Source organism: Lactobacillus sp. UMNPBX15 (assembly GCF_002553785.1).
Classification (GTDB): domain Bacteria; phylum Bacillota; class Bacilli; order Lactobacillales; family Lactobacillaceae; genus Lactobacillus; species Lactobacillus crispatus.
In genome coordinates this window covers 23,301-45,028 of the sequence record NZ_PCYV01000011.1, presented here as the reverse complement: position 1 = coordinate 45,028, position 21,728 = coordinate 23,301, and the positions used below count along the sequence as shown (strand labels likewise).

At 37.4% G+C, this 21,728-nt stretch carries 17 protein-coding genes and 1 other annotated feature; of the genes, 16 read left to right on the top strand and 1 reads right to left on the bottom strand.

From position 1 onward, the window contains the following. Positions 1-91 precede the first annotated feature (91 nt). The 6 genes from CP366_RS04395 to CP366_RS04370 all read left to right on the top strand — a co-directional run bounded on the left by CP366_RS04395 (position 92) and on the right by CP366_RS04370 (position 8,867). Positions 92-1,687, top strand: a complete 1,596-nt coding sequence (locus tag CP366_RS04395; RefSeq protein ID WP_089147740.1) for an ABC transporter ATP-binding protein — start codon at positions 92-94, stop codon at positions 1,685-1,687. Next, complete coding sequence (locus tag CP366_RS04390) at positions 1,684-3,267, top strand: ABC transporter ATP-binding protein (RefSeq protein WP_089147741.1); 1,584 nt, start codon at positions 1,684-1,686, stop codon at positions 3,265-3,267. Before CP366_RS04395 ends, CP366_RS04390 begins: the two co-directional genes overlap by 4 nt. Before the next feature lie 129 nt (positions 3,268-3,396). Further along, positions 3,397-4,788 carry an amino acid permease gene (locus CP366_RS04385; protein ID WP_005722362.1) on the top strand — a complete coding sequence of 464 codons (1,392 nt, stop codon included), beginning with the start codon at positions 3,397-3,399 and terminating at the stop codon, positions 4,786-4,788. 115 nt (positions 4,789-4,903) lie between these two features. Then, positions 4,904-5,860 carry a thymidylate synthase gene (locus CP366_RS04380; RefSeq protein ID WP_089147742.1) on the top strand — a complete coding sequence of 319 codons (957 nt, stop codon included), beginning with the start codon at positions 4,904-4,906 and terminating at the stop codon, positions 5,858-5,860. A 9-nt stretch (positions 5,861-5,869) separates the two neighbouring features. Beyond that, the gene (locus CP366_RS04375) at positions 5,870-6,379 is read left to right on the top strand and encodes a dihydrofolate reductase (RefSeq protein ID WP_005722894.1); all 510 of its coding nucleotides are present in this window, start codon (positions 5,870-5,872) and stop codon (positions 6,377-6,379) included. An 85-nt stretch (positions 6,380-6,464) separates the two neighbouring features. Continuing rightward, the gene (locus tag CP366_RS04370; RefSeq protein WP_061204656.1) at positions 6,465-8,867 is read left to right on the top strand and encodes an HAD-IC family P-type ATPase; all 2,403 of its coding nucleotides are present in this window, start codon (positions 6,465-6,467) and stop codon (positions 8,865-8,867) included. A 41-nt stretch (positions 8,868-8,908) separates the two neighbouring features. Here CP366_RS04370 and CP366_RS04365 read toward each other — a convergent pair whose 3' ends face one another. Continuing rightward, entirely contained in the window at positions 8,909-9,850 is a 942-nt protein-coding gene (locus CP366_RS04365; RefSeq protein ID WP_089147743.1) for a DNA/RNA non-specific endonuclease, read from the bottom strand. A 135-nt stretch (positions 9,851-9,985) separates the two neighbouring features. Beyond that, positions 9,986-10,225 (top strand) — a binding site (T-box leader). Between the two features lie 43 nt (positions 10,226-10,268). Between CP366_RS04365 and CP366_RS04360 the strand changes: the two genes are divergently transcribed. The 10 genes from CP366_RS04360 (at position 10,269) to CP366_RS04315 (ending at position 21,706) form a co-directional block, all read left to right on the top strand. Continuing rightward, on the top strand, positions 10,269-11,123 hold the full coding sequence (locus tag CP366_RS04360; protein WP_005726430.1) for a MetQ/NlpA family ABC transporter substrate-binding protein: 855 nt from the start codon (positions 10,269-10,271) through the stop codon (positions 11,121-11,123). Between the two features lie 12 nt (positions 11,124-11,135). Then, a complete protein-coding gene (locus CP366_RS04355; protein ID WP_089147744.1) occupies positions 11,136-12,200 on the top strand; it encodes a methionine ABC transporter ATP-binding protein in 1,065 nt (354 codons plus the stop codon). Then, on the top strand, positions 12,193-12,894 hold the full coding sequence (locus tag CP366_RS04350) for a methionine ABC transporter permease (protein ID WP_005722357.1): 702 nt from the start codon (positions 12,193-12,195) through the stop codon (positions 12,892-12,894). The genes CP366_RS04355 and CP366_RS04350 overlap by 8 nt, the downstream gene beginning before the upstream one ends. Before the next feature lie 130 nt (positions 12,895-13,024). Next, on the top strand, positions 13,025-14,428 hold the full coding sequence (locus tag CP366_RS04345; protein ID WP_005722356.1) for a class II fumarate hydratase: 1,404 nt from the start codon (positions 13,025-13,027) through the stop codon (positions 14,426-14,428). Positions 14,429-14,440: 12 nt separating this feature from the next. Beyond that, entirely contained in the window at positions 14,441-15,817 is a 1,377-nt protein-coding gene (locus tag CP366_RS04340; RefSeq protein WP_089147745.1) for a flavocytochrome c, read from the top strand. A gap of 196 nt (positions 15,818-16,013) precedes the next feature. Further along, positions 16,014-16,943: an L-lactate dehydrogenase gene (locus tag CP366_RS04335; protein ID WP_005720302.1), complete on the top strand. Its 930-nt coding sequence runs from the start codon at positions 16,014-16,016 to the stop codon at positions 16,941-16,943. Positions 16,944-17,079: 136 nt separating this feature from the next. Then, entirely contained in the window at positions 17,080-18,396 is a 1,317-nt protein-coding gene (locus CP366_RS04330) for a C1 family peptidase (protein ID WP_065990884.1), read from the top strand. A 252-nt stretch (positions 18,397-18,648) separates the two neighbouring features. Next, positions 18,649-19,347 (top strand): RraA family protein, encoded by a 699-nt coding sequence (locus CP366_RS04325; protein WP_005720304.1) that lies wholly within the window; start codon positions 18,649-18,651, stop codon positions 19,345-19,347. Positions 19,348-19,363: 16 nt separating this feature from the next. Further along, positions 19,364-20,833: a DASS family sodium-coupled anion symporter gene (locus CP366_RS04320; protein WP_089145921.1), complete on the top strand. Its 1,470-nt coding sequence runs from the start codon at positions 19,364-19,366 to the stop codon at positions 20,831-20,833. Between the two features lie 81 nt (positions 20,834-20,914). Then, positions 20,915-21,706, top strand: coding sequence for an alpha/beta fold hydrolase (locus tag CP366_RS04315; RefSeq protein WP_089147746.1), 792 nt, complete (start codon positions 20,915-20,917; stop codon positions 21,704-21,706). The last annotated feature ends 22 nt before the right edge of the window (positions 21,707-21,728 follow it).

Here is a 21,728-nt window from a genome sequence, read left to right as displayed (position 1 = left end):
ATACGAGAAAGGAACTCCTTTTTCTAATGTTTAAAGAAATAAATTTAAGGAATCATTCATCCTTACACAAACTATTTTACAGTCTCGACAAATGAGTATTAAAGGGATTTTTAAGGTCAATAAAGCTAAATTCATTTTAATTTTTCTAATGGTTATCATTGGTACGACCGTTGATGCTGCTTCGCAATATTTGATGACCCCGGCCTTTAACCAGCTAACGAAAATGAATTTATTTGGCTTTATTATTTTTATTTGTTTGGCTATTGGCTGTGATCTAGTTAGATTAGCCTTGATTACTAGTTCAGATTACTTATACGGAAAGCAATCACAATCTTATTTGCATCAAATTCGTGTAAAAATTAGTCGCTACTTTTTTAAAAATGAAATTGCCCAAACTGCTAAAGTGCAAAATGAATTGGTTGCCAATCTTGATCAGCTAACACAGAATTATTTAAAACCAATCAAAAACGGTTTTATGTACTTGTTGTCTGTGCTTTTCTCAATTGGAATTTTGTTTTCATTTAACTGGCTTTTAGTAGTAATGACGGTGATTTTAACTGCAATTTCATTATTTTTGCCTAAAACTTTTGAAAAAATGACTTCATCGGCCACAATAAAGGTTACTAAGAAAAATGAAAAGTTCTTAAACACTTTAGCCAAGTGGATGAGTGGCCTGGATGAATTACGAAGATATGCCAGTTTTAATATATTTAGTGAATCAGTTAACCAAAGCGCAGACGAATATAAAAAAGCAGCTATTCATCAAGGAGCAACTATTGCTATTGCAGATATGATCACCTTTGTAGTTAATATTGTGGGACAAATGCTCTTGATGGTTTTATGTGCTTACTTATATTTGCAAGGACAAATTGTTTTTGGTGCGGTAATTACTACTATTCAATTTAGTTCAACTGTAATGAATGGTGTTTCAGCATTTGTAACGGAATGGAATTTAATTAAATCTACCAAGGATTTGAATAAGGAAATTACTAATCTTCAAGCTCCAGTAAAAATAGCTCCAGATCAGCATCAAGTTAAGAAAATTAACAGGCTAGAAGTAAAAGATCTGGCCTTACAATTCAAAAATGGTGAGTATTTATCTTACCCAGATTTTACAGTTAAGCAAGGTGAAAAAATTTTGCTTACTGGTGATAGTGGAACTGGCAAGTCAACTTTATTTAAATTAATTTTAGGTAAATTAACGCCCAGCCAAGGTGAGATCAATTTTTTTGATCATAATGGTCAAAAATTAAATTTTGATCTTGATGAATTAGGCTATATTGCTCAAGATAATACCTTGTTTCCTGACACAATTGCCAATAATGTCACGATGTTTAATAGTGCTTTAAATAATCAAATTTCAGGTGTATTAGATCAAGTAGGTTTTACCAAGGATTTGGATAAGATGTCTGCTGGACTTAATAGTCAAATTGATTTGGATAAAGGAAATTTATCTGGAGGACAAAGGCAGAAGCTTGTGTTAGCCAGAGCTTTGATTCATCAATCACCTTGGCTATTGATCGATGAAGGGACTAGTGCAATTGACAGTGCTGGGGCGAAGCAAGTATTACAAAATTTAATGAATACTCCAAGTACTGTAATTATGATTGCGCACAATTATTCTACAGAATTAGTTTCAATGTTTGATCGACAAATTAAATTGACTAATCGAGGTGACGCTGATTGAGTTTCAAAGGCTTTATTAAAACTAATTATTTAAGATTTATTTACATTAATATTTTATCAGTTATTTCAGGTGTCGCTGCTATTGGTGCAGGCTACATTCAAATGTACTGGCTGACTTATATCAAAGATCGTGCTTGGGTGAAGATTTTACTTGCGACGGCTTTAATGGGGATTTTATATTTAGCTGCTCAAGGGATGATCTATTATATCCAATTTGTAATTCGAGTGCAGGAAGAAGAATATAATAAAAAGGTGCGCGCTCGTTTGGCTACACATTACTTTAGAGATGGTCAAAATCATCAAGTACCGGCCGTGCAAAATCGGATGACTAATGATTTAGAAATGATTAGAAAAAATTATTTTGATTGGTATCCAATTGTGCCGTTCTATGGTTCAATGTTTGTTGCGGCATTGGTGGCTCTACTTACAATTAATTGGTCAATCTTTTTGACTAGTGTAGTGATTGATATTGTTTCTTACTTTGTACCTAAATTAGTACAAAAGAAAATGGAACAAGCAACTAATAATGTTTCTGAGCAAAATAAGCATTATCTAGATGTTTTAGCTAAATGGTTCTCTGGCTTAGAAGAATTAAGAAGATATTTTGCTGGTGCTAAGTTATTTCAGGTAGGTGAAAAAACTTCAAGTAAAGTAGAACAGGCTCATGTTAAACAAACGGCTGCTCAACAGCAATTAATTATTTTGAATGGGATCTGTAACATGGTAGGACAAATAATCCTGTTGTCTTTGACGGCTTTTTTGATCACTAAGAATTTAGTGATTTTTGGTGCAATTATGTCTGTCCAAAACTTTGCAGCTAATATTTCGATCGGCTTACAACAAACAATTCAGGCATTAAGTTTTATGAAATCGTCACAGGATTTAATGAAACAAGTTGATGGTGATGCTACTGTGATTGAAAAAGTTAAAGCCGGCCAAGAAGAGATACCAGTAGCATTTTCAACAAAAGATTTGGCTTTGCAGTATCCTAATGGTGAAAAACTTACTTTTCCTGATATTGCAGTTAAACCTGGCGAGAAAATCTTATTAACAGGAGATTCAGGCGCAGGTAAGTCTACTTTATTTAAATTGATTTTGGGTGAACTTAAACCTAGCACAGGCAAAATTGAATTTCAAAATAGTCAAGGTTTGACAATTAAGCCTAATATGTCAAGAATAGGCTATATTCCACAAGAGCCGAACATATTTCCGGGTACAATTAAAGAAAACATTACAATGTTCAACAAGCAACTTAATAATCAAGTAGCTCAAGTGCTTGATGAAGTTAATTTTGCGGCCGATATTAAAAAGTTTAAAGCAGGTGTCGATGAAAAAATTGACTTGGATAATTTGAATATTTCCGGAGGACAACGTCAAAAAATCGTCTTAGCAAGAGCTAAGATTCATGACAGTGACATTATTTTGATTGATGAAGGAACTAGTGCAATTGATCAGACGGCGACTATGAATATTTTGCAAAAGCTATTAAAAAGCAAGGCAACAATTGTCTTTATTGCCCATAATTTTAATAAAAAGATGCAGCAAATGTTTGATCGTGAAATTCATTTAATAAAGGAATAAAAAATCAATTAGAGAAAAGACTCCAAAATATTAATATTTTTAATTTGAACCTTGACAAAATGGTGATTTAACCAGTAAATTAATTGCGGGTTATTAATTAGGATAGATTAATTATTGGAGTTGTGAAAATTGAATAAAAAATCTAAAGCTCCTCAACTCAAACGAACAATGACAGCAGGTCAAATGGAAATGATCTCTCTTGGCGGTGCTATCGGTGTTGGTTTGTTTATGGGGTCAACCTCGACTATTAAATGGACCGGTCCATCAGTACTACTAGCTTACATGTTTGTTGGCTTAATTTTATACATTGTGATGCGAGCACTAGGAGAGATGCTCTATATCAATCCTGGTACAGGTTCATTTGCTGATTATGCAACAGAATATGTGCATCCCTTAGCTGGCTATCTAGCAATGTGGGCCAATGTCTTTGAATATATTGTAGTAGGAATGTCTGAAGTAGTCGCAGCAACTGAATATTTGAAGTACTGGTGGCCAAATATTTCAGCATTGTGGTCGGGCATAATTATTATTGCCTTTCTGCTTTTGGCCAACTTAGCTAGTGCTAAAGCCTATGCTTCATTAGAATTTTGGTTTGCCATGATCAAAGTAGTAACAATTATTCTAATGATTATTTTAGGCTTTATTGTTATTTTCTTTGGCGTTGGTAATGGGGGACATCCAACTGGCTTTAGCAATTTATGGTCTCACGGTGGTTTCTTTACTGGTGGAATAAAAGGATTTTTCTTTTCAATGTCAATCATTGTTGGTTCATATGAAGGAATCGAGTTATTAGGTATTTCTGCTGGAGAAGTAGCCAATCCACAAGAGGCAATCGTTAAAAGTGTTAAGTCAGTTTTGTTTAGAATTCTAATTTTCTATGTCGGAGCAATTTTTGTCATTGTAACGATTTATCCTTGGGATAAATTAGACAGCCTAGGTTCACCATTTGTAACGACTTTCGCTAAAGTAGGGATTACTGCGGCTGCTTCAATAATTAACTTCGTTGTTTTAACGGCTGCTCTTTCTGGTGCTAACTCAGGAATTTATTCTTCCAGCAGAATGTTGTTTAAGCTATCTCATGACCACGAAGCACCGGGAATTTTTAAGCATATTTCTAAGCGAATTGTACCCGATCGGGCCATTATGGGCATTTCTGGTGGTATTTTTATTGGTTTTGTTTTGAATGTAATTGCTTCGCAATTCAATCATTCAGCCAGTGACTTATTCGTGATTGTCTTTAGTTCCTCTGTTTTACCAGGGATGATCCCGTGGTTTGTGATTTTGCTGGCTGAATTAAGATTTAGACGACATAACAAAGGTGCAATGCAAGATCATCCATTCAAGTTGCCTTTGTATCCATTCTCGAATTATTTTGCCTTTGCAATGTTAATACTGATTGTGATTTTTATGTTTATCAATCCTGATACAAGAATTTCAGTTATCGCTGGGGCACTAGTCTTGATTGTGGCAACAATTGTCTACTTAGTCAGACATAAAAGTGAATTTAAGAAAAATAATTAAGGTGATTATTCACCTTTTTATTTTTTGTATGAAATACTAAATCTATGGTTTTTCATTATCCAACATACAAGATCTATGGTATGTTAGAAGAAATGTTTTTTGAAAGGTGAAGATAATGGCAATTCTTGAACAACCATATTTGGATTTGTTAGAAAAAATTATGACTGAAGGACATGACAAGGATGATCGAACTGGTACTGGGACCAGATCATACTTTGGTGCCCAAATGCGTTTTGATTTGACACAGGGCTTTCCACTTTTAACGACTAAGAAAGTGCCGTTTGGTTTAATTAAAAGTGAATTGTTGTGGTTCTTACGGGGCGATACTAATATTCGCTTTTTGTTAGAGCATGACAATCATATTTGGGATGAATGGGCCTTCAAAAATTGGGTTCAAAGTCCTGAATATCAGGGTCCTGACATGACTAATTTTGGTTTGCGTAGTCAAAGTGATCCAGAATTTAATCAAGTTTATCAAGCAGAAATGAAGAAATTTGATCAGCGCATTCTTGATGATCCTGCTTTTGCCCAGAAATATGGCAACTTAGGTGATGTCTATGGGGCACAATGGCGTCATTGGGAAAAGCGGACAGGCGGTTTTATCGATCAAATTGCTGACGTGATTAATCAAATTAAGGAAACGCCAGATTCTCGTAGAATGATTGTCACGGCCTGGAATCCGGAAGATGTGCCAACTAGTGCTTTGCCACCATGCCATGTCATGTTCCAATTTTATGTAGTCGATGGCAAAATTAGCGTGCAGCTTTATCAAAGAAGTGGTGATATGTTTTTAGGCGTGCCATTTAATATTGCTTCATATTCGCTGCTCTTGAACATGATTGCGCGTGAAACCGGCTTAAAAGTGGGTGAATTTGTACATACTTTAGGGGATGCACATATTTATCGCAACCACTTTAGCCAAGTAAAGGAATTGCTGAGTCGGACGCCATATGATTCACCTGAATTGTGGCTTAATCCTGAAAAAAAGCACATTGAAGACTTTGAAATGAAAGATATCAAAGTGCTGAATTATCAGCACCATGGCACGATCAAGGCACCGGTTGCAGTTTAGGAGGTCTCAATGTTAAGTTTTGTTTGGGCTGAAGATCAGCAGCATGGTATTGGCATCGATGGCCATTTGCCTTGGCATCTGCCGGCTGACTTGAAGCATTTTAAGGAAAAGACCATAGGTCATCCGATCATCATGGGGCGAAAAACCTTTGCGAGTTTGCCTCACTTGTTACCAGAGAGAAAACATATTGTTTTAACTCATCGTCAAGAATTAAAGCAAAAATATGCGGGTAATGAGCAAGTGAAGATTGTGTCCACATTAGCTGAATTAAATGAATATCTTCGTCAACATCAGACTGAAGAAATCTGTGCAATTGGTGGAGTTTCAATCTTTAGGGCGTTACTTGATCAAGTTGATCTTTTAGAAAAAACAGAGATCAAAGCTAATTTTAAAACTGATACAGTGATGCCAGCGATTAACTATGATGATTTTGAATTAGTTAGTCGCGAAGAGCATCATCATGATGAAAAGAACAAGTATGACTATACTTTTTTAACTTATCATAGAAAAAATAAATAATTGTTAAAAAGTCTCGCAGAGTTGCGTGGCTTTTTTATTTTTCGCTATAATGGATGAAAGTATTTTCAGTATAGGACAGAAAATTATGACAGATAAACAAATAACGGGATTAACTCAAGCTGAAGTTGATCAAAGAATTCAAAATGGACAGGTTAATCAAGCCATTGATGACCAGTCCAAAACAGCTACTCAAATAATTCGAGAAAATGTCTTTACTTATTTTAACTTGATTTTTGCTATTTTGGCTGTGCTATTGGTGTTTGTTGGTGCCTGGAACGATCTGACTTTTTTACCAGTGATTGTTTTAAACACGATTATCGGTATTGTGCAGGAGCTTCGTGCTAAAAAAGTTTTAAGCAAGTTAAACGTGATGAATGCGACGGAAATTATCGCGGTGCGTGATGGGCAAGAAGAAAAAATTCCCATCGAAAAATTGGTTCAAGATGATGTCATTCTTTTACAAACTGGTGACCAGATTCCAGCTGATGCGCGGGTAATCTCAGGTGAGCTGCGGGTTAATGAAGCCTTGTTGACAGGTGAATCTGATGAAATCACTAAGACTAAAGACGCAGAATTAATGTCAGGTTCTTTTGTAGTTTCTGGTAAGGCTTATGCCGTCTTAGAAAAAGTGGGTAAAGACTCATATATTTCTAAATTAACGATCAAAGCAAAGGCAATGGGCAGTGTTGAACAATCTGAAATGGTGCGTTCAATCAATCGTCTGGTTAAATGGGTCGGCATCATCATTATTCCGGTGGGAATTGCCCTATTTAGTCAGAGTTTCTTTTTGAATAATATTGGACTCAAGCGTAGTATCACTTCCATGGAAGCTGCTTTAATTGGGATGATTCCAGAAGGGCTATATTTATTGACTACGATTGCCTTAGCTCTAGCTGCTATGCGATTAGCGCGACAAGAAGTAATGCTGCACGATATGAAGAGTGTTGAAACTTTAGCCCGAGTAAATGTCCTTTGTGTAGATAAAACGGGAACAATTACCGAACCGAAGATGGCCGTAGAAAAAGCTGTTAGTAGCAAGAATTTTACTGGTGATTTAAGTAGCATCATTGCGGATTTTGCTAAAAACATGCCAGCTGATAACGCGACGATGAAGGCGATTCAAGCCTATTTTAAAGATGGAACCAAAACGGCGGATAGCGTTTTGCCTTTTACCTCAGTCAATAAATATTCTGGTGTAATTTTTGGCAATCAGACAACTTTAATTGGTGCGCCTGAAATGGTTTTGCGTGATCAATTTGCGCAATATCAAACTGAATTTGAAAAATATGCGGCAGAAGGCTACCGGGTGTTGATTGCGGCTAATTATCCTGGCGTATTAACTGAAGATAATTCCGCCTTAAAGGAAAATGTACAAGTTCTCGGTTATATTTTATTGTCGAATCCAATTCGTAAAGAAGCCAAGTCAACTTTTCAATATTTTAACCAGCAAGGTGTTGATATCAAGGTTATTTCTGGGGATAATCCGGTAACCGTTGCTCGAGTAGCTAAGCAAGCTGGAATTAATGGGGCAGATAAGTATATCGATGCGCAAACCATTAAAGATGGTGAATATGAGCAGGCCGTGCAAAACTATAATGTCTTTGGCCGGGTTAAGCCTGATCAAAAGCGAAAGTTTGTCGTTGCTTTGCAAAATCAAGGTAATACCGTAGCCATGACTGGTGACGGAGTTAACGATATTTTAGCGATGAAAAAGGCGGATTGCTCAATCGCTATGGCTTCTGGTAATAGTGCTGCAGTGCAAGCTTCACAAGTGGTTTTGCTCGATTCTAATTTTGCTAAAATGCCGTTAGTGGTGAACCAAGGCAGGCAAGTAGTTAATAACATTCAACGTTCAGCCAGCTTGTTCTTGGTGAAAAACATTTTTTCATTCTTGATGGCCATCTTCTCTTTGATTATGACAATCAATTATCCGCTGCAGCCAGCCCAGATCACATTGATCTCTGCATTTACAATTGGCTTGCCGTCGTTTTTATTGGCCTTAGAAAGCAATCACAAGCGAATTCGTGGAAAGTTTATGCCAAATGTTTTAGCTCGGGCAATTCCAGGGGGCTTAACAGATTGGCTGGCAGTTGCAATTTTAGTCATTGCAGGGGCCTCTATCTCACTTGATCATGGTCAGGTAGGCACGACAGCGACTATGTTGCTAGTCTTAGTTGGTTTTATGGTGATGTATCATATTTCGGCACCAATAAACAAATTTAGACTTGCTGTTATGGGCTTATCAGTTATCTGTATTATTGGCTCAACTATCTTTTTCCCAAGATTGTTCTCATTGACAATGCTTAATAACAAATCATTATTTATTTTGGCGGTCTTATTCTGTGCGGCAGTGACTATCTTTAGATGGTTATCTAAAATTTTGGATGGAATCGCCGAAGTGTTGGTTGTCTTTGATCAAAAAGGAAAGAACATGACTTTTGTGGAATTCAAGGAAGCATATGATCGTGGCAAAAATAATGTGAAATAAGAAGATAATGAAAAAGCCAGAGTTTTGCTCTGACTTTTTTACTACCTTAATGATTTTCGATATCCAGCAGCTTGTGCGGCAGCTTCACTGTTGAAGTAAACTGCATTAGCTGATGACATATGATAATTTTGCCCATTCATTACATGGTAGATCTTACTGCGACGATTGCCAACGACTCGGTGTTCTGCAGTGGATACAGTACCTTTGATATGGTGAATGGTTCGTTTCTTGGTTACTCGAGAAGTGGATCGTTTTCTAGATTTTACATGTTCAGCAATAGTACTAGACCCATGTTTAACCTTAGAAGTACCGGTCTTGTAATTAAGCAACATACCAGGTTGCTCATTAAAAATGTAGACATTAAAGCGAGGCCCGTTTTTGCTAGTTGCTTCGGCTTCCATTTCAACGCCGTTAGCTAATAGGTCATTCCCTTTAAATATTGGAGTAACCCGATAGCGGACATAGTTTTTGCTCGAACTACGTAAATATTCAGCAACCTCATTTTCATGTTTAAGCATATCCGGATCATTTAATTCACGCGTACCGGTAATCAAATTGCGTGGATTGTTGTTTTGACCAGTCAACTGATAGCCGATTAGATGGCACCGATTATACAACCAACCACTAGCGATTCGTTTATTATGCCAGCCGGTCGGATTCCAAGTTAAAGCCGCACGCTGACTATGTGGCATTAATCTTTTATTTAGTAAAGCATTAGCAGCATGAGCTCGGTTCAAATAATCTAATTGGCTATATTTTTGCCATGGACCTTTTTTCTTGCTCAATGTACTCTTAGAAAACTGCGGCTGATCATGATCAACGGTCACAATTTCTTTGTTGTGGTATTTCAAATTGACTAATGCTTTATCTGAAACAGCATAGACGGTTTGATTGTTGCATGGGACATTAGTATTAGCAAAAGAAATGAATCCAATTGCTGCAGCTAATGAGAGAGCAAAACTTCGAAAGCGATTTTTCTTCATTTTTTCTCCTTAGCAAAAATAAATTATTTAACTATATCCTAATTATACAATGAAATCGCTTTTATCTAATAAAAATTAAAAAAGATGTTGACTAGATTAAAAGAAGATGATAACTTATTTATAACAAATCAAGAAAACAACATCTTGAAGGACTGAGTAACTAGAACTTCTATTGATAAAGAGAGCCAGCGTGGTGGTGAAAGTTGGCAAATAGGAGCTAGTGAATATGGGTTTGGAACGATGACCGGTGGTGATATTTAGCTATCGGCGGGGCTGCATCCGTTAACAGTGCAGGCTATTTTTTGATAGCCAGTGAGGTTGATTACGTAAGTGATCAGCGAATTAAAGGTGGTAACGCGAGCACTCGTCCTTTTGGGATGGGTGCTTTTTTATTTTTATCAAAGTAGGAATGTATTTTATGAGAAAACGGAGAAGAAGAAATACCATTATTTGGACGATCATTGGTATACTGATCGTGATTGCAGGTTGGTTTAGTTTTGGTCCAGGAATTCCCAGTCAAAATCAGGCAAAAACTGTTACAGTCGGAATCGTTGGGGAAAGTAAAGCCGAAGCCGCAATTTGGAAGTCAATTGCTAAAACGGCTAAGGAAAAATATGGTATTACCTTAAAAACTAAGAACTTTACGGATTACAACCAACCTAACAAGGCCTTGAAGTCGGGCGATATTGACATGAATGCTTTTCAACACTATGCCTTCTTAAAGGATTGGAATAAGGCAAATCACGGTGGCGTTGTCGCCATTGGTAGAACCTACATCGCACCGATCAGACTTTATTCACGCAAGTATCATAAATTGAGTGACTTACCTGATGGTGCCACGATTGCAGTGCCTAACGATGCTACTAACGAATCAAGAGCACTGTTTGTTTTGAAAAATGCCGGCTTAATTAAGTTGAAGAAGGGTAAGACCTTAGTTACTGTAGCTGATATCACCAGCAATCCAAATAACTACAAGATTAAGGAAATCGGTGCTGAACAAACTGGTCGAGTATTGAATTCAGTTGACGCTTCTGTAGTAAATAATGATTATGCTGGTCCTGCTGGCTTGACTGATAAGCAAACGATTTACATTGAACCAATTAACAAAGATTCAAAACAATGGATTAACATTCTTTGTGTCAAACAAGGCAAACAAAAGGACAAGCTTTACCAAGATGTCGTCAAGGCTTACCAAACTGCAGAAACTAAGAAGCTAACTAAGGAATACTATGGCAATACGCAAATTGCAGCCTGGGACGTTAAGTTGAAGTAAGGAGGATCAAAAATGAGTATTGTTGAATTAAAAAATGTAGAAGTGGCCTTCTCTCAGAAGAAGGGCGAACCAGTTAAAGCGGTGAATAATGTTTCTCTTTCCATTGAAAAAGGCGACATTTATGGAATTGTAGGCTTCTCTGGTGCCGGCAAGTCAACTTTAGTTAGAACGGTCAATCTTTTACAAAAACCAACTGCCGGTAGTATTACCGTTGATGGCACTGAATTTGTTAAAGATGGCAAGCAGGTGATTTCTAATAAAGAATTGCAATTAAAGCGCAGAAACATCGGAATGATCTTCCAGGGTTTTAACCTATTAAATGAAACGACTGTATTAGAAAATGTAGCCTTTGCCTTAAAACATGAAAAGTTGAGTGATGAGGAATTAGAAAAACGGTCATTGGAACTGCTTGATCTGGTTGACTTAAAAGATAAGGCTGACTTTTATCCAGCTGAATTATCTGGTGGGCAACAACAAAGAGTAGCGATTGCTAGAGCTTTGGCTAATAATCCAGATATTTTGATCTCTGATGAAGCAACCAGTGCCTTGGACCCACAAAATACGCAACAAATCTTGGACCTGCTTAAGCGTTTGAACAAAAAGTTCCACTTAACGGTCATCTTAATCACGCACGAAATGGATGCTGTTAAGAAGATTGCCACTAAGGTCGCCGTCATGGAACACGGCAATGTGATTGAAGACGGCAGTTTGCGAGATGTCTTCTTACATCCTAAGCAGGATTTAACCAAGAAGTTTGTTGGTGGATCACTTGAAGCGATTTCTACTTTGAATTCATTGGCGCTTGATAAGCTTGGCAAAAATGAAGCAATTTATCAATTAGTTTACAGCGTAGCTAATGTGACTAAATCAATCATTATTGAATTGTATAAGCAAATTGGCGTAGAAGTTTCAATGCTTTATGGGAATGTTGAACTTTTGAATGAAGAACCAATTGGTACTTTGGTGGTATTGGTGAAAGGCGATCCAGCTAAGCAAAAGCAAACACAAGAATTTTTGGCTAAGCAAAATGTGACATTTACACGTTTAGATGAAAAGGGGAATGTATATCATGATTAGTTTCTTAAGTAAATATTTACCCAATGTTGTTCAACTTGGCTGGGGCGGAGACGCTGGCTGGGGCACTAGTATTTTTCAGACCTTATTTATGACTTTTTGGTCAGCTATCTTTGGTGGCATTCTTGGTATTATCTTTGGCGTGATTTTAGTTTTAACTAAGGATGGCGGGATTCGGCCCAATAAATTCTGGTACAATTTCTCAGATAAGCTAGTTTCAATCTTCAGAGCGATTCCGTTCATTATCCTGCTTGCCTTTGTTGCACCAGTTACTCAAAAAATTGTAGGTACACAGATCGGAATGAAGGCAGCCTTAGTACCATTAACTTTAGGCGTATTTCCATTTTATGCTCGTCAGGTGCAAGTTGCTTTAGAAAGTGTTGACCCAGGTAAGGTTGAAGCCGCAGAAAGTTTGGGCTCAACTGCGCGTGATATTATCTTTGATGTTTATTTAAGAGAATCTCGCTCAGAACTGATTCGTGTTTCGACGGTGACGATTATTTCTTTGATTGGTTTGACTGCAATGGCTGGTGCTGTAGGTGCCGGTGGTTTAGGTAATACCGCTATTTCATACGGTTATAACCGATTCAATAATGATGTTACTTTAGTAGCTACTGTATTAGTAATTATTTTGATTTTTATCGTTCAAATCATTGGTGACTTCTTTGCTAAAAGAATGAATCACCAGTCTAGATAAAACTATGATCCAGGAAAAATCCTGGGTCTTTTTTTGGAATGAAATTGAAAAAGAAAGCCTTTACAGGTATTATAAATGGTGATTGATAATTAACGCAAACCTTATAGAGCTTAATAAGGAGGAATATAATATGAGCGAAGAAGAATACCGTGTTGAAAGTGACACTATTGGTCCAGTTAAGATCCCTAAAAATGCTTTATGGGGCCCTCAAACTGAAAGAAGCCGCAATAACTTCCCAAGTGGTGAATTGATGCCATTGCAAATTATTCGAGCATTTTTACACTTAAAGAAGGCAGCTGCAGAAAGTAACGTTGAAGTTGGCGATGAACCAAAAGAAAAAGGCGAAGCAATTGAAGATGCAATTGATCATTTGTTAGCTTTAAGCGATACTGACTTGCGTAAGGACTTCCCACTTCATGTTTTGCAAACCGGTTCAGGTACTCAAAGCAACATGAACGTTAACGAAGTTGTAGCTAACTTGGCTAATAAATTGCACCCAGGTTTAGATATTTTGCCTAATGATGATGTTAACCGTGGTCAATCATCTAATGATACTTATCCAACTGCAATGAATATTGTTGCCGTTGAAGCATTGGACAAGTTGGAACCAGCAATTCAACACTTAATTGATGAATTAGTTGTTAAAGAAAAGAAATATTGGAAGACTGTTAAAGTTGGTCGAACCCACTTACAAGACGCAACGCCTTTGACTTTTGGTCAAGAATTATCTGGCTATATTTCTGCTCTTAAACATGACTTATCATATATTCGTGAATTGAAGCCAACTCTCTACGAATTAGCTATTGGTGGGACTGCTGTAGGGACTGGCTTGAATGCAGCACCGGGAATGACCGAAAAAATTGCTGGTAAATTATCAGAAGTCTATGGTCATAAATTTGAAGTTAAAACTAATAAATTCTGGGGCTTAGCTCACCATTCAGGTCTTGATGTGGTTCATGGTGCCCTTAAAACATTGGCTGCTGATATGTTTAAGATTGCGCAAGATATTCGTTTACTTGCTTCAGGTCCGAGAGCGGGCTACCATGAATTAAATATTCCAGCAAATGAGCCAGGTTCAAGTATTATGCCAGGTAAAGTTAACCCAACTCAGGCAGAGGCTGTGACAATGGCTGCTGCTAAAGTATTTGGTAATGACACCACCATTACCTTTGCTTCTAGTCAAGGTAATTTTGAAATGAACGTCTTCAAGACAGTCATCATTGCATCATTCTTAGATAGTTGTGATATTTTAACTGGTACAATTACTGGTTTTGCTGATAAAATGATTCATGGCTTAACGGTTAATGAAGAAAGAATGGATGAATTACTTGAGAATTCATTAATGACCGTTACTGCCTTGTCGCCACATATTGGCTATCATGCTGCTGCTAAGATTGCGCAAACTGCTGATAAAGAAGGCACTACTTTAAGAGAAGCTGCTTTGAAGAGTGGTAAAGTTACTGAAGAACAATATGATGAATGGATGGACTATATGCAAATGACTAATGTTGATAAGTCTACTCCAGAAGAATAGGGAAAGTAAGAAATGCCAAATACAAAAGAATTAAAGAATAAATATGATGCTATCGTTGTTGGCTCAGGCGGAGCAGGTCTGACTGCTGCACTTCAAGCTCATGAACTAGATCTAAATGTTGTTGTGCTTGAAAAAAATGAGAAAACTGGTGGTAACACTAGTCGTGCTTCAAGTGGAATGAACGCTTCTGAATCTTTGGTTCAGCTTGACGAAGGGATCATTGATAATAACCGTGACTTCTATGAAGAAACTTTAAAAGGTGGAGGTTTATTAAATGACCGTGCCATGTTGAAGTACTTTGTTAACCACTCTGCTTTAGCTATTTCATGGTTGATGAAATATGGTATTCGTTTAACTGATTTGACCATTACAGGAGGGATGAGTAAGAAACGTGCTCACCGTCCTGCTTCAATGGAACCAGTTGGATTTTATCTAACTTCACGAATGACAACACAGGTGAAAAAAGCGGGTATTGACATCTTTACTGGTGCTAAAGTTACCAAGTTGTTGCAAGATGCTAAGAAGCGCGTTAATGGTGTTGAAGTTGAGACACCAGATGGCATTAAAACAGTTAAAGCTAAGGTGGTTCTTTTAGCTACTGGTGGCTTTGGTGCTTCCAAGGATATCATTAAGAAGTATCGTCCAGACTTAGTTGACTATAAGACTACTAATCAGCCAGGGGCTACAGGCGATGGACTGAAGCTTGCTGAAGCACTTGATGCTCAACTAATGCAAATGAACTTCATTCAGGTTCACCCAACTGCAGATACTGATAATCCGCATGTTTATTTAATTGGTGAAGGTCTGCGCGGTGAAGGTGCTATCTTAGTTAACAAGAATGGTCAACGTTTTGTTAATGAATTAAGTACACGAAAGATTGTTTCTAGTGCAATTACTAATTTGCATGAAGATGGGGCATACTTGATTTTTGACTCAGGTGTACGGGCTCATTTTGCTGCAGTTGAGTTTTATGACCAGATTGGTTTAGTAGAACATGGTACTGATTTGGCTGATTTAGCTAAAAAAATTGGCGTAAATGGTGCCAACTTAGAAAAGACCATTGCCGCTTGGAATAAGTCCGTTACAACTGGTAAGGATAAAGAATTTGGCAGAACGACTGGGATGGATCGTGAACTTGATCGTGGTCCATACTTTGCAATTCATGTTCATCCAGCAATTCACTATACTATGGGTGGTATTCATATTAATACTGAAACTCAAGTACTTGATACTAATGGTAATGTAATTGATGGATTATTTGCAGCTGGTGAAGTATCTGGCGGACTTCATGGAAATAATCGAATTGGTGGTAACTCAATTGCCGAAACAGTTATTTTTGGTCGTCAAGCAGGTATTCAGATGGCTAAATATGTTCGTGAAAGTAAATAATATAAGAAAGATTATGTAAAGAGAGCGGTTGGTTAACTGCTCTTTTTCGATAGAAATAATAACACTGGCGAGATTTTGATGGGATATTATAATTTATAATTATGGAATAAATCGTGTCTAATGAAAGCGCTTAGTGTATAATTAATCATGTAGATAAAAAACAGTTTATAAACATTTGAAAGGACTAATTTAACTTATGAGTAGAAAAGTATTTCTTGTTGGTGATGGTGCTGTTGGTTCAACTTTTGCAAATGACTTATTGCAAAATACAATTGTTGATGAATTAGCAATTTTTGATGTAGCTAAGGATCGTCCTGTTGGTGATTCAATGGACCTTGAAGATATTACGCCATTTATGGGTCAAACCAATATTCATCCTGCAGCCGATTATAGTGATGCTAAAGATGCTGACGTTTGTGTGATCACTGCTGGTGTTCCTCGTAAGCCAGGTGAAACTAGACTTGACTTGGTTAACAAGAACGTTAAGATTTTGGAAAGTATTGTTAAGCCAGTAGTTGAATCAGGATTTAATGGTGTCTTTGTTGTTTCCGCAAACCCAGTTGACATTTTGACGACTTTGACCCAAAAGTTGTCTGGTTTCCCTAAGAACCGTGTAATTGGTACTGGTACTTCACTTGATTCAATGCGTCTTCGTGTTGAACTTTCAAAGCGTTTGAATGTCCCAGTTGCTAAGGTTAACTCAATGGTTCTTGGTGAACACGGTGATACTAGTTTTGAAAACTTTGATGAATCAACAGTTGCTGGTAAGGCACTCCGTGATTACTCAGAAATCAACGATGATGTTCTAGCAGAAATTGAGACCGATGTGCGTAAGAAAGGTGGCAAGATCATTGCCAACAAAGGTGCTACATTCTACGGTGTTGCAATGATGCTTACTCAAATTGTCTCAGCTATTTTGGACAATCGTGCAATTTGTTTGCCACTTTCAGCTCCGATTAATGGTGAATACGGTATTAAGCATGATCTTTACTTAGGTACCCCAACCGTTATTAACGGTGAAGGGATCGAAAAGGTAATTGAAACTAAGCTTTCCGATACTGAGCATGCTAAGATGATTAACTCAGCAGACAAGATGCAAGAAGTTTTGTCAGGTATAAACCTTTAATTGATCATTAATTTTATTAAAAGCCCTAGTTGTCAAAAACTAGGACTTTTTCTTAATGACAAAAAAGCTAGAAAATAGTATTATATAAGAAAAGATTAATAAAAAGATTAAAAGATAAGAATTAACGAGGTATATCATGACAGTTATTTCACAACAAGAAATTGAAGGCTTTTCTGAAAGCTTTAATTCTAATCCTGAGAATAAAGTAGCTTCTCGTGCTGCTCGTCGTAGTGGTTTGCTTGAAGCTTCATTTAATGACCGCGTATCAGAACGACTTAACCATGTCTTTTCAACTGAACTTGATATTGGCGGTGTAACTGATCAGAAGCATTCTGGTCGTTGCTGGGAATTCACTACTTTGAATGTTTTGCGCCACTACTTTGGCAAGGAAAACAAGGTCAAGGATTTTACGTTCTCACAAGCTTATAATTTCTTCTGGGACAAGATTGAACGTGCTAACGCTTTTTACAATGCAATTATTCGTTTAGCAGATAAACCTTTGACTGATCGTCATGTCCAAGCATGGCTTGAATTTGCTGGTGAAGATGGTGGTCTTTGGACTATGGCCATTAACTTAGTTAAAAAATATGGTGTAGTACCTTCATACGCAATGCCAGAGAGTTTTAATACCAATAATACTACTGCTTTGGCTGAGAACTTGGCTCGCAAGGAACGAAAAGATGCGCTTGTTTTGCGTAAATTAGTCAGTGAAGGTAAGAAGGATGAAGCAGAAAAAACTAAGAAGGAATTCTTGAACGAGATTTATCGCATGGTTTCTGTAGCCTTGGGTGAACCACCAAAGAAATTTGACTTAGAATATCGTGATGATGATAAGAAATATCACTTGGAACGTGATCTGACACCACAAGCTTTTGTCCAAAAGTATTTCAAGAGCTTTAATTTCGATGATTATGTTGCTTTGTCCAACATCCCTAATCATGAATACAACAAAGTTTACCATTTGCCACTTTATGATAATGTTGCTGGTGGTGATCAAGTTAAGTATTTGAATGTACCAATTGAATATTTAGCTCAAGCTGCAGTGGCGCAACTTAAGGCAGGTGAAGCAGTCAGCTTTGGTAATGACGTTTTAAAGCAAATGGAAAGAAAAACTGGCTTTTTGGATACTGAATTGTACAAGACTGACCAATTATTTGACGTTGATACGCAAATGAGCAAGGCTGATCGTTTGAATACTGGTGAGGGCTTTGCTACTCACGATATGACTTTAGTCGGTGTTGATGAAGACAACGGTCATATCCGTAAGTGGAAGGTTGAAAACTCATGGGGCGACAAGTTTGGTCACAAGGGCTTCTACGAAATGAGTCAAGCTTGGTTTGAACAATATGTTTACGATGTGATTGTGAAGAAAGAATTTTTACCAAAAGAATTGCAAGAGTTGCTTGATCAACCTGCAATCGATGTAATGCCTTGGGAAAACTTTGGTGAATAAGATCAAAATAACAAAGATCAAGTAAAGAGATCTGGTTTAATTAGCCAGTTCTCTTTTTTTGCATAATTATTTGAGTTTAAATAATTCAAAAAATAAGCCAAAAATCAAAATAATTCAAAATTTGTAACCGCTTAATCTATTGATAAGTGTATAATACTAATTGTGAGTTGTGATGAGTTTTAGTTTTTATAAAAAGGCTTGTTTAACAATAACAAGATAGATTAGGGAGCATAAAGAGGGGAGAGCTACTCTATGCCTGTAGGAAAAAGAATTTATTTAAAGAGGCAAATGCCTGATCCAAAAGTTGTAGCTGGTTTTAAAAAGATCCCAGCTTCTAATACCGCGGATTGCATGGAACGAAATTGTGCTATGAATCCTAGAATTAAGTTAATGTCGAATCCTGATGAGGAAATGGTTGGTCCAGCATTTACGGTTCACACCAGGGCGGGTGACAACTTAGCAATTTATGCGGCTTTAAAGTATTGCCAGCCAGGCGATGTGATTGTCATCGACGACGAGGGTGATAACACTAGATCTTTGATTGGTGAGGTAATGATGTCTTACTTACGCGATCAAAAGAAAATTGCAGGTATTGTAATTGGTGGCCCAATTCGTGATATTGATAATTTAAGAAATTGGAAACTGCCGATTTATGCAACCAGTACTACTCCAGGTGGACCATATAAAGAAGGACCTGGTGAAATAAATGTACCTGTTGCTTGTGGGAATGTTAGTGTTAACCCAGGTGATGTGATTTTAGGGGATGCTGATGGAGTAATTTGTATTCCACGTAAAGATGCTCCTGAGATTTTGCCTAAGGCACAAGCTTTTCATGAGCAGGATGAGGCTAAAGCAATTGCCTTTAGCAAAGGAGAAGTTGATTTAAGTTGGGTAGATAAAAGCTTAGCAGATAAAGGCTTTGACATCATTGATGATGTGTATCGTCCATAGAGAATAGGGGATTCTTATGAAAACTTTAGAAAAAGTGAATTATAAAGGCTTTATTTGGCCTTTGATCGTTGGAATTGTATTGTGGTGTATTACTCCATGGCGCCCAAGTGGCCTTTCGGTTCAGGCATGGCAAATGTTTGCCGTTTTCGTTGCCACAATTGTAGGGTGTATTACAAAACCTTTGCCAATTGGTGGTACAACCTTAGCTGGCTTGGTAGTAACTGTTTTAGTTGGCTTAGCACCAATGAAGGACGTTACAAATGCAAAAGGTATGGTAGTTAATCAAGGCGTGCTTAGTTCATTTGGTAACTCTGCTGCATGGTTAATCGCTATGGCCTTCATTATGGCTCATGGTATTAGTAAAACAGGTCTAGGTAACCGTATTGCCTATATTATGATTCAAAAATTTGGTAAGAAGTCATTGGGTATTGGTTATGCGATTACTGGATTGGAATTAATTCTCGGTGCCTTAATTCCATCGAACTCAGCTCGTACGGGTGGGGTCGTTTGGCCAGTTGTTGAATCTGTTTCAAAAGAAGGCTACGATTCTAAGCCAGATGATGCTTCTCGTAAAAAGATTGGTGCCTACATTGACTTTACTGCCTTTCATGCCAATATTTTATCAACGGCTTTGTTTATTACCGGTGCTGCTCCTAACATGGTGGCTCAACAATTAGCCGCACAAAAGGGCTATCAAATGTCTTGGGCAGGTTGGTTTTTCACTGCAATCGTACCTGTTGCTGTATTGGCAGTAATCATTCCATTTGTTATTTACAAGATGTACCCACCTGAGACTAAAGAAACTCCAGATGCTAAGAAATGGGCTGATGAAAAATTAGCAAAAATGGGACCAATGTCAACTCCAGAAAAAATTATGATGTCAGTCTTCATTCTTTCAATTGTTTTATGGGTTTTGTCTGGTTTCTTTAAGATCCCACAATTAGATGCGACTTTTGTTGCCTTCCTGGCTGTAACTATTTTGATGACTACCGGTGTGTTAACAATGCAGGATGCTCTGAAAGAAACTGGTGCTTGGAATATCTTGATTTGGCTTTCTATCCTGATGTTCATGGCTGGTAAGCTGATTTCATACGGATTTATTGATTGGTTCTCCAAATTAGTTCAAAATGGTCTTCATGGTGTTAGCTGGGGCTTTGTATTGGCAATTCTAGTTTTGCTTTTGTTCTACACCCACTACTTCTTTGCAAGTGGAACTGCACATATGACTGCTCTTTATTTGCCATTCTTGTCTGTTGCGGTTGCAACTGGTGCTCCTTTAGGCCTTTCCGCAATGCTTTTAGCCTTTACTGGTGCAATCAACGCATCAACCACTCACTATGCTAATGGTCCTGCCTCAATTTTGGCTACTACTGGCTATGTTAAACAAGGTGAATGGTGGAAGATGAATTTTGTCCTTGGATTAATCTATATGATTATTTTTGGAACTGTCGGAGTTCTTTGGATGAAGATTATTGGTTTATGGTAAAAAATAAGCAATCTGGAATCACCAGGTTGCTTTTTTTGCGTCATAATAGAATTGAGTAATCAAAATGAAAGAAGATTAAAGATGAAATTTAAAACTAATGACGATGTAATTTTGCATTATACCGATACGGGGGATGAAGATAAGCCTGCTTTGATTGGGATCCCAGGTATAGGGGGATCTTGTCAAATGTGGCAAGATTTAATTGCCTTATTTAAAAATGATTATCGTTTTATTATGCTTGATCCACGCAATCAAGGACGGTCCGAACGAACCTATCGTGGACAGCGGATTAGTCGTCATGCAGTTGACTTAGAGGAGCTATTAGTTAGGCTCAATTTGCATGATGTAGTAGCTATTGGAAATTCCATGGGGGCTGCCAATATTTGGGCATATTTGTCAATCTATGGCAAAGGTAGACTAAAGGCAATGGTTGATTTAGACCAGTCACCAAAGATGATTGCGGATAAGAGCTGGAAGTATGGCTTTAAAGACCTAACTTGGGATAATTATCCTGACATGCTTAAATTTGATTTTGGCAAGGCTTTTTACCATCACATTGATGAAAAAATGTTTTTGGCTGCTAAAAAGGAATATCAAGAATTCCCATATGATCCAGCCGAAAACTATAACTGTTTAGTTGAACATGCGGAGCAAGATTGGCGTGACATGATTTTGGATACGCCGGTTCCCATGCTGGTAATTGCTGGGGAAAAATCGCCATTTTTTAATCCAGAATTTACCCAAGCGATAAAAATGCTGAATCAACATGTTCAAACGGCGATTGTACCGGAATGTGGGCATTTGCCTCAGGCTGAGCAACCAGAAAAAACGCATGAGATTATTGCTGAATTTTTGAAAAATTTAAAAAATTAATAGATAAATTGAAATAATCAAA